Origin of the sequence: Marinobacter sp. CP1, from assembly GCF_001266795.1 — a bacterium.
In the GTDB taxonomy this organism is placed as follows: Bacteria; Pseudomonadota; Gammaproteobacteria; order Pseudomonadales; family Oleiphilaceae; genus Marinobacter; species Marinobacter flavimaris.
The window spans coordinates 928,219-940,765 of record NZ_CP011929.1 but is presented as its reverse complement, the minus strand read 5'-3'; the positions used below and the strand labels follow the sequence as shown (position 1 = coordinate 940,765).

17 protein-coding genes are annotated in these 12,547 nt (G+C 56.5%); 5 read left to right on the top strand and 12 right to left on the bottom strand.

Translation table 11 applies throughout. The annotated features are described in order from the left end of the window. Window positions 1–156: 156 nt before the first annotated feature. The gene (gtfA, locus tag ACP86_RS04480; RefSeq protein ID WP_053112883.1) at window positions 157–1,599 is read right to left on the bottom strand and encodes a sucrose phosphorylase; all 1,443 of its coding nucleotides are present in this window, start codon (window positions 1,597–1,599) and stop codon (window positions 157–159) included. A 17-nt stretch (window positions 1,600–1,616) separates the two neighbouring features. Next, the gene (gene ggpS / locus ACP86_RS04475) at window positions 1,617–3,890 is read right to left on the bottom strand and encodes a glucosylglycerol-phosphate synthase (protein WP_053112882.1); all 2,274 of its coding nucleotides are present in this window, start codon (window positions 3,888–3,890) and stop codon (window positions 1,617–1,619) included. A 224-nt stretch (window positions 3,891–4,114) separates the two neighbouring features. Between ggpS and ACP86_RS04470 the strand changes: the two genes are divergently transcribed. Beyond that, the gene (locus tag ACP86_RS04470) at window positions 4,115–5,047 is read left to right on the top strand and encodes an MFS transporter (RefSeq protein ID WP_053112881.1); all 933 of its coding nucleotides are present in this window, start codon (window positions 4,115–4,117) and stop codon (window positions 5,045–5,047) included. A 73-nt stretch (window positions 5,048–5,120) separates the two neighbouring features. Here the strand turns inward: ACP86_RS04470 and ACP86_RS04465 are convergent, their stop codons facing one another. Beyond that, window positions 5,121–5,555: a DUF3010 family protein gene (locus tag ACP86_RS04465; protein WP_053115454.1), complete on the bottom strand. Its 435-nt coding sequence runs from the start codon at window positions 5,553–5,555 to the stop codon at window positions 5,121–5,123. A 26-nt stretch (window positions 5,556–5,581) separates the two neighbouring features. Next, complete coding sequence (locus ACP86_RS04460) at window positions 5,582–5,926, bottom strand: PBPRA1643 family SWIM/SEC-C metal-binding motif protein (protein WP_053112880.1); 345 nt, start codon at window positions 5,924–5,926, stop codon at window positions 5,582–5,584. A 260-nt stretch (window positions 5,927–6,186) separates the two neighbouring features. Here ACP86_RS04460 and ACP86_RS04455 point away from each other — a divergent pair, with 260 nt between their 5' ends. Next, window positions 6,187–6,480 carry a hypothetical protein gene (locus tag ACP86_RS04455; protein ID WP_053112879.1) on the top strand — a complete coding sequence of 98 codons (294 nt, stop codon included), beginning with the start codon at window positions 6,187–6,189 and terminating at the stop codon, window positions 6,478–6,480. A gap of 27 nt (window positions 6,481–6,507) precedes the next feature. On the opposite strand, the gene ACP86_RS04450 is transcribed toward ACP86_RS04455, so the two are convergent. From ACP86_RS04450 to ACP86_RS04425, 7 genes are all read right to left on the bottom strand, one after another. Then, window positions 6,508–7,122, bottom strand: a complete 615-nt coding sequence (locus ACP86_RS04450) for a PEGA domain-containing protein (protein WP_014578102.1) — start codon at window positions 7,120–7,122, stop codon at window positions 6,508–6,510. A 36-nt stretch (window positions 7,123–7,158) separates the two neighbouring features. Further along, on the bottom strand, window positions 7,159–7,710 hold the full coding sequence (locus ACP86_RS04445) for a hypothetical protein (RefSeq protein ID WP_227507816.1): 552 nt from the start codon (window positions 7,708–7,710) through the stop codon (window positions 7,159–7,161). 200 nt (window positions 7,711–7,910) lie between these two features. After that, on the bottom strand, window positions 7,911–8,591 hold the full coding sequence (locus tag ACP86_RS04440; protein WP_053112878.1) for an arginine N-succinyltransferase: 681 nt from the start codon (window positions 8,589–8,591) through the stop codon (window positions 7,911–7,913). 30 nt (window positions 8,592–8,621) lie between these two features. Then, complete coding sequence (locus ACP86_RS22970; RefSeq protein ID WP_008172490.1) at window positions 8,622–8,789, bottom strand: hypothetical protein; 168 nt, start codon at window positions 8,787–8,789, stop codon at window positions 8,622–8,624. Window positions 8,790–8,910: 121 nt separating this feature from the next. Then, complete coding sequence (locus tag ACP86_RS04435; RefSeq protein ID WP_053112877.1) at window positions 8,911–9,354, bottom strand: YHS domain-containing (seleno)protein; 444 nt, start codon at window positions 9,352–9,354, stop codon at window positions 8,911–8,913. 255 nt (window positions 9,355–9,609) lie between these two features. Continuing rightward, entirely contained in the window at window positions 9,610–10,254 is a 645-nt protein-coding gene (locus tag ACP86_RS04430; RefSeq protein ID WP_053112876.1) for a TetR family transcriptional regulator, read from the bottom strand. Window positions 10,255–10,281: 27 nt separating this feature from the next. Next, window positions 10,282–11,043 carry an SDR family NAD(P)-dependent oxidoreductase gene (locus ACP86_RS04425; RefSeq protein ID WP_053112875.1) on the bottom strand — a complete coding sequence of 254 codons (762 nt, stop codon included), beginning with the start codon at window positions 11,041–11,043 and terminating at the stop codon, window positions 10,282–10,284. A 240-nt stretch (window positions 11,044–11,283) separates the two neighbouring features. On the opposite strand from ACP86_RS04425, the gene ACP86_RS04420 reads away from it, so the two are divergent. From ACP86_RS04420 to ACP86_RS04415, 3 genes are read left to right on the top strand one after another with little or no spacing between them, the layout of a single operon-like run. Further along, window positions 11,284–11,505 carry a DUF4177 domain-containing protein gene (locus tag ACP86_RS04420; protein ID WP_014578093.1) on the top strand — a complete coding sequence of 74 codons (222 nt, stop codon included), beginning with the start codon at window positions 11,284–11,286 and terminating at the stop codon, window positions 11,503–11,505. A gap of 3 nt (window positions 11,506–11,508) precedes the next feature. Further along, window positions 11,509–11,766 carry a membrane protein insertion efficiency factor YidD gene (gene yidD / locus ACP86_RS23670; RefSeq protein ID WP_075267581.1) on the top strand — a complete coding sequence of 86 codons (258 nt, stop codon included), beginning with the start codon at window positions 11,509–11,511 and terminating at the stop codon, window positions 11,764–11,766. After that, window positions 11,744–12,118 (top strand): hypothetical protein, encoded by a 375-nt coding sequence (locus ACP86_RS04415; protein ID WP_053112874.1) that lies wholly within the window; start codon window positions 11,744–11,746, stop codon window positions 12,116–12,118. The genes yidD and ACP86_RS04415 overlap by 23 nt, the downstream gene beginning before the upstream one ends. Before the next feature lie 92 nt (window positions 12,119–12,210). On the opposite strand, the gene ACP86_RS04410 is transcribed toward ACP86_RS04415, so the two are convergent. Then, window positions 12,211–12,417, bottom strand: a complete 207-nt coding sequence (locus tag ACP86_RS04410; RefSeq protein WP_008172483.1) for a cold-shock protein — start codon at window positions 12,415–12,417, stop codon at window positions 12,211–12,213. Window positions 12,418–12,547: the final 130 nt, after the last annotated feature.

The window sequence follows — 12,547 nt, the reverse complement described above, 5'->3', positions numbered from 1 at the left end:
CCAATCCAGCGGCTGAATCAGCGGCGGCGGCTTTTTTTGGTCATATGGGGGCTGAATATTACTTTGGTCCTGATCCTGCTGGTTTTTGTGTTGCGCTGATGCAAAGGCAGGCCAGGGGTATGATCAGGTGAGCCCGATGCGCATCCAGCCCCTCGGTCAGCACTCCAGGTGCCGGGTTTCCCCCGTTTCCACATCGGTGTAAGTGACCTTCACGGTTTTGAAGTTCAGGTCTACAAACAGGTGGCAGTAATAGTCTCCATGGCGCCAGGCCATGGCCACGCTTGAGTTGTTGGAATAGTTCAGTTCGAAGTGCCCATCAAAGGCCGGGTAGTTGCTGCGGAACTTCATCAGGCTTAGCAGGCGTTGTACCACCGGTTTCTGGATGTCCTGCTCCACTTCTTCGAGGGTGTAGTAATGGCGGTTGATGTCTCGCAACTCGCCACTTTGTTCCATCAGCTCGTGATCGTTACAGCCGGCCAGTAGCCCCACGTAGTAAACCTGTGGGATGCCCGGGGTGAAAAACTGGATGGCCCGGGCGGCGATGTAGGCGTCGTCGTTTTGCATCAGCGCGTCATAAAAGGTGCAGGTGAGCTGATAGATGGCACCCACGCTGTGAATGTTGGCCGCTGAGCGCCGCATGATGGGGTCCGCGCTGCGGGCGTCGATGTTGTCGATCAGTACTTTGATTTTCTCATCCGGCAAAACGCCTTCCACATCGGGAATGCAGATGCCGTCATGGGTATCCAGTACGGTGACCATGTTGCGCGGGCACATGCGCAGCCAGTTCTTCAGGTAGGTGCTGTTGGCGTCCAGCAGTGAATAGAGCAGCAGCGGCGGCAGGGCGAAGCCATAGGGGTGCATGTTGCGCCGGCTGATGGCGTACTGGTAGCTGGTGTGGTCGTGTACTTCCGGGAGGCATTCCGCCCCGTGTTTCAAGGCAACCTGGTTGACCCAGTCGAGGATTTGATACACCTCCGGTTCCACCAGAAAGCAGCTGGTGCCGATCCGTTTGGTGGTGTATCCGAAGGCGTCCAGCCGCAGCAGATTAACGCCTTTTGATGTCAGAAATCCGATGTAGCTTTCCATCAGCTGATAGGCCAGGTCGGATTCGTAATTCAGGTCGATTTGCTGTTCGGTGAAGGTACACCACACTCGGGTTTTGGTGCCGTCGGACAGGGTCACTTGCCGGAAGGGCTCTTTCTCCTTGCGGATGTGAATCTTCGCCATGTCGTCCGGTGAGATCTCGCCGAATTTATCCACGTGCACAAACAGATCGGCGTATTCCGAGTCGAAGCCGTTGGCAATGAAGTCGGTGAACTCCGGCGATTCGTCCGAGATATGATTAACCGTCAGATCCACGCACAGATCGTACTTTGCCGTAAAGGCTTCGATGTCGTCCCAGGTGCCCACCTTCGGGTCCACTTCCTTGTGGGTCAGCGGCGAGAAGCCGCCATCGGCGTTGGAGGGAAAAAACGGCAGGATGTGCAGCCCGCCGATGGCTTCGGACAGATGCGTGTCCACCACGGTGTAAAGGTCTTTCAGATTGTTGCCGATCCGGTCCGGGTAACAGATCAGCTGCACCGCATTTTTGAGCAACATGGTGTGGTTTCCTCCGTTCAGGCGGCGCAATGACCAATGGGCAGAATCTTTTCCAGTTTGATGGTGCGGCGCTGTTCGGCGGTGTCGATGAATTCCCGCCCCCAGTAATCGATGTCGTAACGGCTGACCACTTCAAAGGCCTCGCTGAGCCGATTCTGTGCTTCGCTGCGGCTCATGGCCAGGGCGTAGTAGCAGGTGTCGGCAAGGTCCTGGGGGTGATGGGGATTGGCCAGGATGGCACCGCGCAGTTCGGCGGCGGCGCCGGCGAATTCCGAGAGCACCAGCCTGCCACTGCCCTGGGTCAGGCCCTGGGTGGCAATGTATTCCTTGGCCACCAGGTTCAGCCCGTCTCGCAGCGGTGTAATCCACATCACGTCCGCCATGGTGTAGTAAGACACCAGTTCCTCGAACGGCAGGGCGCGGAAGAAGAATTGCACGGGCGTCCAGCCCACCTGTGCGAACTGGCCGTTGATGCGACCGACCGTCTGCTCGATCTGCGAAAGCAGTTCCTCGTAGATGGTCATCCCGGCGGCCGCCGGCACGCAGACCATCATCAGGGTAACTTTGGTTTTCAGCTCCGGGTGCTCGTTGAGCATGCGTTCGTAGGCATCCAGTTTTTCGATGATGCCTTTGGTGAAGTCGAGGCGCTCGACCGACAGAATCAGCCGAACGTCCATCAGTTCGTTACGCAGGGTTTCCATGCGGTCAATCACGCTCTGGTCCGCCAGGGCATGTCGCACCCGGTTCAGGTCCAGCCCCACCGGGTGGGCGCCCAGGCCGATCTTGCGATCATTCACCTTGATTTCGGTGCTCATCTCATCAAGGCCCACGGCACAGCCGTAGGTCAGGAACCGGGGCGCACAGCCGGCTTTCTGAGTGACTTCCAGGGGCGTGACACCGCGAGCCACATCGACAAAGTTTTCCGCCTGCCTGGGAATGTGGAAGCCGATGTGATCGCACTGCAACAGGCTGCCAACGATTTCACGGCGCCAGGGCAGCACGTTGAACACGTCTGCTGAGGGGAAATAGGTGTGATGGAAAAAGGCAATGGTGAGGTCCGGGCGAATCTCGCGCAGATAGGCCGGCACCATCCATAGATTGTAATCGTGAATCCACACCACCGCGTTCTCTGCGGCTTCCTCGGCCGCGCGCTCCGCAAACTGCTTGTTGACCTTGAGGAACACCTGCCAGTGATCATCGTGGAAGGTGGCCCGCTCCCAGAAGGTGTGCAGGGTTGGCCAGAAGGCTTCCTTGGAGAACCGCTTGTAGAAAATCTCGACGTCGTCTTTGCTTAGGGGCACCCGCGCGGCCACCAGTTTTTCGTAGCGGTCGGTATCCACTTCGGTGTGGGTCTGGAACGGGCCCAGGTCCGGGTCGTCAATGGACCAGGCCACCCAGGAGCCGGCTTTGCCGTCGGCAAAGAAGCTCAGCAGCGTGGGGATGATGCCATTGGGGGATTTTGGGCGACGGCGGATCAGTTCGCCGTTTTCCACCACTTCTTCGTAGGGTAGGCGGTGGTACACGATTACCAGGTCGGATTTGCCCCGGTTCATGTAGTCCGGCGCTTCCGCTTCAATGCCCAGATGGCCGAGATACCCGAAGTGTTCGAACGCCTCAAGGATACCGCCGCAGCCGGTTGCCCCGGCGTGAAGAACCCTTGCCTTGTGCATGGTAGCGTCCAGCAGGTCGGGCTCAGATTCGCCCACGCACACGCCTTTGAAGCCGTGCTCGTACATCGACAGGTCATTCAGGGTGTCGCCGGCCACCAGCACGGATTCCGGGTCGACGTTCAGGTGTTTCACCAGTCGTGACAGGGTACGCCCCTTGTTCACGCCCTGGGGCAGGATGTCCAGGTACTTGTGGTTGGAGAAGAGCGCATTGCAGGACAGCGCCTTGATGCGGGCGACCATCTCGTCAGTGACCACATCGCCGTCGCAGAAATAGGACACGCGGCGTTCCTGGGGGACTTCCTGTCGCTGCAGGCCGTCAAAGGGGAGCAGGGCGTCTTCGATCATCTGTTCGCCCGGCCAGAGCTCGTCGATCTCGCCTTGCAGCGGTTGGATGGCCTGCTGGGTCTCGCCGTGAACCACGGTGCAGCCGACGTCACAGATGATGTAGTCCGGCTGCGGAATGGTGGGGTCGGACAGCAGCGGCAGCACGGATTCCAGGCCGCGACCGGTCACAAATACCAGGTCTATTTCGGGGTGGGCGGCAACCAGTCGGTAGAGCTTGAGGCGGTTGTCGGGATCACCCGCGAGAAAAGTACCATCGAGATCGGTGGCCAGTAACATAGTCTGCTCCTATCGAAACTTTTGCTCAGATAAGGAATGCGTTGCAGCTTTCATACCGGAATCGGATTTAACAGCGTCACCTATGGCGCAGCGATTGCAGGCCAGTAAGCAGTGGCACGGCGATCAGGGCGATACAAAAACTGAACAACACACCCCAAGTGCTTGCTGTCTGAGGCAAACAAGCCCTTTCATTTCAGGGCAGGGAGGTGTGTATCTGGACTTTAATGCGCCCTATTGGTGCAATTCTCGCGAGTGTCGCGCTATTACAGCTCGGCAGTGGCTTGTTGAATACGCTGCTGGCGGTTACGGCCAATGAGCAGGGTTTTTCCACGGCACGGATCGGCGTCATCATGTCCGGCTTTTTCGTGGGGTTCGCCTGCGGCATCTTTATCAGTGGCCGTTTGATCCGCCGCATGGGCCATATCCGTACCTTTGCCTTCTGCGCGGCGGTGTGCGCGTCCATCGCGCTGCTGCACTCCCTGTGGGTTGATCCCTGGGCATGGATGGCGCTTCGCTTTCTTTACGGATTGTCCCTGGTCACCCTGATGACGGTGACGGAGAGCTGGCTAAACGCCCGCGCTGAGAAGCACGAGCGCGGGCGGGTCTTCGCCATGTATATGGTGGTCAACCTTGGGGGAATTGCCCTTGCTCAGCAACTGCTCAGGCTGAGCCCGGGCGAGCTGTTGGTGCTGTTTTCGGTGTCGGCCATCCTCAGTTGCTGGGCGCTGCTGCCCATCACCATCAGCAGTCGCAGCCAACCCCACATTCCCGAACGGGCTAAGAGCAGTCTGAAGAAGATCATCGGCTTTGCGCCGCTGGCCGTTGCTACCTCGGCGCTCTCCGGCCTGGCCATGGGCGCTTTCTGGGCGATGGCGCCTTTGTACGCGAGCAAGCTCGGATTCGGGTTGTCGGAGGTGGGGCTGTTGATGAGCCTCACCATTGTGGGCGCTGCCCTGGCGCCTCTGCTCGTGGGTTTGATTATGAATCTGGTGGGCCCGCAGGGCATGCCTGTTTACATGGCGGTTGTTCTGGGCTTGCTCGCCACCTATGCGATCTATCAGGTACGCCATGTTTCCGTGCTCACCGCGGGCGAGCAGGCGCATTTTGAGCCAATGGCGCAGTCGTCCCATGAGATTGTTGAAATGATTGAGCGGTAGATAGTTATTGCACCGGCTCACCGCTCCAAGGACGGTGAGTGGCCTGCGTTCGAGCTTCTCGATAGCCGGGAAGTCATTGGCTCTGTAGCTGCCCTACATAGGCGGAAACGAAGGCCGCTTCCTGGAAGGCCTTCAACCCCGTCTCTGCAAACGCAATGGGCAGCGGATTGGCTGCCAGTGTGGACTTGATGAGAGCGGAGGGCAGCAGAGTCACCGTCAATTCGATGTCGGTGATCAGTTGAATGGCGGCTTCCATTTTGAAGCTGACAGCGCCACCGGCAAATTTGCCTTTTGGCATTCGCTCTTTGATCGCGACGTGAGTCACGCCGTACTCGGCCATTAAGGCGGCAAAGGCCGCCTGGAACTGCTTCAGGTCTTCACGGCTGTGGTTTTTTGGCAGTGACAGTTTGCGCACCTTGCATTCCGGCAGGTTGAACTGCCCCCGGTCCATATTCAGGAAACACACCACTGCATCACTGCCGGTAAGCTCAACACCGCAAACAATCATAGCCATTTCCCCGTCTCCGCCTGTTATCAGCCGCAGCACTTCTTGAATTTGAGCCCGCTACCGCAGTTGCAGATATCGTTACGTGAAGGCGATTTTACCGTGGTAACCGCCCCGCCTTTGGTCAGGATAGCAGTGAGCTCGGTAATGGACTCAACGGCGCCCTCGCGGGTATCCACCGAAATGTTTGCGTACAGCTTTGCCCTGGCCACCTGCGCTTCGACTTCCTGCTTGCGCGCGTCACTGGTTACCACCAGCGTAAGCGGGTATTTCTTGCTGCCACTCTTCTGGCTGGCGTTGGTCTGAAAGCCGCCGTAAGTGGTGTGGTGCTGGCGTGCGTCCTGCCGGCCTTTGAAGAAAAATTTGTCTGACATGCTGAGATCCTGATGGGGAGAATGCCCGGGCTATTGCCGGGAGGAGTCTTTTAGCATGCTTATGGAGACGGCGATATAGGGAGATACGAAATCCGCCTGGTCCCCCGTGACGGTTTTGTGACCTTTCCTTGATCGACTTTTTACCCAGCCGTGACGGCCGCGTAAGCGTTCCTGCTTAGTCTGCATTCTGATGCTGCTGGTCTTCAGGTATGGGGTCGGCAGTGTCGAATAGACACTATTTCCAATAAGGAGAATGCACAATGAAAAGCCTGACAGCGACGCTTCTGGCCCTCGGTACCACCCTGGCCCTGATGGCCCCGGCCCATGCAGACGACATGGACAAGGGCAACAAGGGAATGGACGACACCATGATGCAGGACGACATGAAAGATGACGGTATGGCCAAAGACTCCATGAAGTCCGACACCATGGACACCATGCATGACGGGATGAAGACCGAAAGCATGATGGATGAGGACATGGAGAAAGAGGGAATGGAAAAAGACGCCATGAAAAAGGATGGAATGTCCGAAGGGGATAAAACATCCATGTAATGGCCGGAAATTTTCCAGATTGGCGCTCTATTGAACGCCGTAAACCTCAATAATCGTCTTGGCCAGCTCCAGGTCGTTCTGGTTCGCCAGTGCGAGCTGGTTCAGTGCCCGGATGGTGGTGTCTTTCTGGGAGGCATCGACACCCAGCAGTTGCACGATGGTGTCCACCTTTTCACCGCCACCGCTTGCCAGCTGGTGGCGAAACTCTCCGCTGAACGCGATGATGATTTCCTTGATCTGTCGCGGCTTGGAGGTGGAGATCCCGGTGGGGGTGTCAGGCTTCAGGGTAACGAAGTACTGGTCCGGCGAGAACTCGTGAATGGCACCTGAAACACCATCGGTAGTGGAACCCAGAAGCCCGCCGATCACGATGTTCCCGAAGAACCAGGGGTTGGTTGTGGTAGAGAGCTGAGCGGTGTAGGTCTTGTAGCCTTCCTTCTCAAAGGTAATGGACTGGTTGGAGCCCCGATCCACTGGCACCGTCAGTGGCGTTTTACCGAGCACTCGGCCGGAAACCGTAACGGTGGCTTCTTCGGGCTCGCTGTTGAAGGTGAGCTTCTGGTCGGTTCCTGAGACGACCGACGCGCAACCGGTCGACAGAAACGCGATTGCAGCGAGTGTGAGGAGTAGGGAGTACTTCATGGTTCTTCCTTGTTGTAGAACGTGGTTCCAGAAACGTTATTGCGTGAGGGAGACGTCACCGGGCTGGATTTGCAGTTCGGCGAGTTTGTCGAGCAGACCCTGAATGTTGGCTTTGCCGGAGCCTTCGTTGGCCAGTCTCAGGCGCTTGATAGCGGCGAATGCATCGCCAATGGTGGCGGTGTAAGGGGCGACAACCGTTTCATTCAGAACCACGGCACCGTTGTTTTCGCGGTCAGTGAGGATGTATCTCACGTGGGTGGTTACCTCGAAGTCCAGACCGAACATGGGTTGGTCAACTTCCAGCAGGAGCGCTTCGAGCTGGTAGCGGCCGGAGCCTGCGAGCAGTCCCTGTTTCTGCAGGGTTTGCTTCAGGGCGCCAGCGAACGCGTCGTTGTCGATTTCAGAAGTCCAGGCGGGGTTTGTTTTTTCACCGCCAGATACGTTGGTGACATCCACATTGTCTTCCAGGGCTGTGTCGTAGGCCTTCACTGGCCCCTCATACACCATGTTGCCCATTTTGGCGCCGGAGGCGCAGCCGGTGAGGTACAGCAGAGCAGCCAGCACTGCCAGGATCCTTGCGTTTCGCACAGTAGATTCCTTCTTACTTAATTGATTATTTTGAGTTATTCCCTGCCGACACGCCGGAGCTTATGGCGGCGCGCCATGGTAGCCGAGCGTTGGTGAGCTTGCTATGAACTGAGGGGCTAACCGGAGTAAAATCTCGTGAAATGTCACGGAGAGGCCGCTCTGGAGTCTGTTCCAGTGCTGCGGGCTTTTTCTGCTAGACGCTATTCCTTGAGCCGAACGAGCAACCGCCCATCTTGGACCTGGATATAGTCCACACCGGCTGCAAAGGATTGCCAGAACCCCGGGTTGGCACCGAACTCGTTGACCAGATCCACGTTCTTGAGGTTGCCCAGCCAGGCATTCGGGATGGGAACGCCCATCAAGCTCACTCCCTTTAACTTAACCAGCGGGCGACCGTTGGCAAAGGAGAGTTCCACTCCTGCATTTACTCGCACCGTTCTGCCGCCGAGTACAGGGAAACCCTCTTCAAAAGGTACGAGAAGCACCGCGCTCAGAAGATCGTCCGAGAGATCGACGGCGAGTCGTTGAGCCAGATCGGTGTTGTTGGCGAGCATGCCGTTGAGTTCCCGCTCGCTGAAGCGTACCTCCCGGCTGGCACCTTCCTCACTGTAGGGCTCTGGCTTTAACGGGCCGGCAGATCCACCACCTTGGGTGTCAATCCCCAGGGTGTTCAATTTGCTGTTGAGTGAATCCTGTTCACTGGCATTCAGGGTTACGGGTTCGAAGTTGTCTGGGAACACATAGTGGCTTAACCACCAGTAACCAATGCCTGCCGTGGCAACGATGGTGAGCAGGACAATGCCAAAGACATGCAGGCCACTGAAGCCCTTCTTTGCGGGTGGTGGCGCGGATGTTGGTTTATCTTCGGTTGTTTCGTTCATTGCCGATGACACCGCTTTAACGCGGTGGTTTCAGTTCCCTTTTTTGAATTTCGCTTTGCAATTCCCGCTCATGCACATGGTGCAGTAATGCTCACGGTCCTCGTGCTTGGTGCCCTCTGTGATCTTGATGCCACAGCCGTTGCAGAGCAGAACGGCAACGTCGCCTTCAAATTTCACAATAGCGTGTTCGTATTCCATAAGACACCCTGGTCCTGATTAAAAATGCATCATGAGTAGTACGGTATTTGCAGCGGGGCAGACCGCTGGCGGGCTGCTACCACCGGCGTGTTTGAGATTAAACCGCGACAAACTCTTTTCGTCATTCCAGAATCTTTGGCCAGTTTGCGTCTGCCTGTCGAATGAAGCCCTCTGTGTCCTTCAGCCATCGATCCTGAACCGACTCATTGTAGTTGAGGTACAGCCGGCCATCGCGGATGGCCCAGTGTTGAGGGTCACCTTTGGCGAGGTAGCCTTGGGCAACCGCCCAGGCGCAGTAGCCGCCGTAGGCAGGCAAGTAGCGTTCAGGATTGGCTTCGAAGCGCGTCAGGTTCTCCGCACTCGCGAATCGCCAGGTTACGCCCAGGTGCTCTGTGGTGTATTCGCGCGAGCCTTTGGCTGGTTTTCCCGTTTCGAAGTAGCTGACTGTGTCGTAGCCGCCCGCCCCGGTATTGCTCAGCAGGCCGGTGTAGACGGCAGGCTCAGAGGCCCAGGTGGTGGCGCTAAAGAAGAATACGAGGGTGATGAATGTCAGTTGTCTGTTCATGTCGGTGTCCCCCGAAGGATTTGGTTCTTTAACCGAGAACCCTGGTGCAGCCTTTTGCCACAAAACACCCCATGCTGTGCTGGCGATATTGGCGCATGCTGAATCGTTGATGTTTGCTCCCACTCTATGGACACAAACGAGGTGGTTTTGTTTCGCGCCCTGAACCCTGCAGGTCATAAAAAGATGTGCAGAAGCTGCTTTGCCACTTTCCGTAGCCACAAAATCGGAGACGGTGAGTAGGGTGAGACACTGACTCTACTGTCGAATAAACGCTTCGGTCAGAAGGAACAGGTGCTGCCTTAACGTATCCGAAAACTCCAGCTGGAAAACGGTCAACGGTTCCACCTGCATGGCTTTGCGGGCCGGCTCCGGCGGGTGGGACATATGCCAGCAGCCAATCAACGCCTGCTGGCACTGCATCAGATACCGAAAACAGGCGGCTTCTTCCTGGCCTGTCGCTGCAGCGAAGACAGCCGTCAGTCGGCGGGTCTGTGCCAGCAGGAACAGTTTGAACTCCCGGGCCTCCACTTCGCTCAGGCCGGTTTCAAGAGCAATGTGCAGGATGGCGGTGAGACCGCAGAACACGGGATGAGCCAGAATGCGGTCAACGAACTGTTCAGGGAAGCCGTCTGGGCCAATCGCTTCAACGTCTGAAACCCAGCCCGACATTGCGCGGCGGTAAACGGCAATGAACAGCAGTTCCTTGCTGCGGAAGTAGCGATATAGAGCCGCTTTGGTGAGCCCGGTTTCGCGGGCCACATCCGCCAGGGTCAGGCCGTGGAACCGGTGCTCCAGAAACAGCCTTTCCGCCGCATCGAGTATCTGCTGTTCCCGTAGCGCCTTGTCTGACTCGGTCCGGGCGCGTTGTTTACCACCGCATAGTCTGTGCTTCAAAACCACCTCAAAATGCTCGTTTGTTGGCCCACATCAGGCTTGCAGCCATCCGGCCAGCCGTCGTGTTACGGCCCGGGGCGAGAGTTTACCAGACCAGACCATCAGCAGGTTGCGCAGCCCCGGAATAACAATGGCGTTTCTGCGTTGGGCCAGGGATTTCTTGACCACATCCTCGGCTGTCATGGTGCCGGCTTTGAAGAGTTTGGTGTCAGTCATGTGTGCTTCCTGGGCAAACTCTGAAGCAGTGGCACCGGGGCACAAGGCACTCACCGCAACACCTGCCCCTTTGAGTTCCTCATGAAGCGCTTCGGAGAAAGACAACACAAACGCTTTGGTGGCGTAGTAAATTGCCATATTCGGCCCGGCCTGGAATGCCGCGGTGGAAGCCACGTTGATCACAAAACTGCCGCTCTGTTTGCGCAGGGCTGGCAGCAGCTGCCAGGTGAGGGAGACCAGCGAGGTGATGTTCACCTGGATCATTGCCAGCTGTCGTTCCAGGGCCAGATCGGCAAAGGCGCCGCGGTCGCCAAACCCGGCGTTGTTGATCAAGCCGGCAAGCGGCCAGCCGCCCTCGTTGATCCGCCGGGCCAGTGCGTCGGCGCCGGCCTGGTCCGCCAGGTCGGCTTTCAGGACGATGGCCTCAATTCCATGCTGTTTCTTTAATTCTGCGGCCAGAGCATTCAGGCGCTCTTCCCGGCGAGCCACCAGAATCAGATTCTGTTTTTCCGCGGCGAGTGCCCGGGCGAAGCACTCGCCAATGCCGGCGCTGGCGCCAGTGATAACCACGTACGACATGATTCTCTCCATTTAAATGAACGATGGTCACTTAATATACTGCGGCGTTTTCTGCCTGTAAATGACCGGTGGTCACTTATTTGTGTTTCCGGTGCTGAAATTGAAAATCCGTTTGATCAATACGGCCCTGGAGTTGCCTGATAGTGCGATGTGAACTGCGAGGTTTATCGGGCCTCAAATTTGGGATAGGCTTTCAAGTCCCTCAAATCAGGGACAAATTTTCAAACATAAGGAAATGGAATGACGGCTCAACGTTTCACCGAATACAAGATGGTCCATATTTCGGAAGGTGGCTGTGGCACGCTCCTGCTCGGCTCCTCTGGCCTGCCTTTGAAAAAAATCGAAGCAGAATTGAATCGGTATGCTGCCGAGGGTTGGCAGGTAGTATTCCAGGTTCTGGAGATGAAGCGTTTCTGGCTGTTCTGGCAGCGTGAATCCGTGATTGTGACCCTGGGGCGTTAACCGGTGCTGCAGGCGTTAGCACTGAAGGCCATCGGGTTTTATCGTCGGACAGGCGGTGGTACCCGATGGTTTGGCATCGACTGCAACTTTGAGCCGAGTTGCTCGGCTTATTCAGAGGAAGCTATCCGCCGGTTCGGTCTCTGTGAGGGAGTGAGGTTAACGTTTCACCGTCTTCGCAGGTGCAACAGGCCGGACGCGATCTGTAAATGCATTGAGCCGGTCACGGGGGATATCGGGCATGCTGAGACAAGAAGAGGTTGATGCCGAGGAAGAAGCCCTCAGAAAGGCGATTCGAGAGCTTTCAGAAGAACAGCGAGTGGAATTCTACCGGAAGGCCGGGAAAGCGGTGAAGGATCCGGATACCTACGCGGCACTGAACTGGTTTTTTATCACCGGATTGCACCATTTTTACCTGGGGCGCTGGCAATGGGGGCTGATGGATATTGGCGCCTTGCTTGTTGCTATCGGGTGTTTCGTCGCTGGTTTGGTTTTGCCCGGAGTTATCCTGCTTGCGATCGTTTATTCCTGGGAATTGTGGCAACTTTTCAGATCCCAGATTATTGTCCAGGACTGGAATAACCGGCTTTATCGGGATTTGTTGCGGCGCTATTAACCTATGAAAAACGGATGGGTAAATCGCGTAGTGTGTTCAATAAAAAAGGCAGCCCTGGGGCTGCCTTTTTTTGATCACGTATTGGCTGTTATTTACAGGCCAATAACGTTTTCTGCTTGCGGGCCTTTCTGGCCCTGAGTCACGGTGAACTCAACTTCCTGGCCTTCGGCCAGAGTTTTGAAACCGCCACCCTGAATATTGCTATAATGAACAAAGACGTCTGCGCCGCCTTCACGAGTAATAAAACCAAAACCTTTTGCTTCGTTGAAGAACTTAACGTTGCCGGTAATTGTAGACATAAATAGTTATCCTGAAATTAATCAATAAGGTGCCGTCAAAGGATCGTTGTGATCATTGATCAGCGATATGCGGGAAATAAAAAAACGTGCAGGATCAAAAACAGGACAAAAGGTGTGGCAACACAAGAGG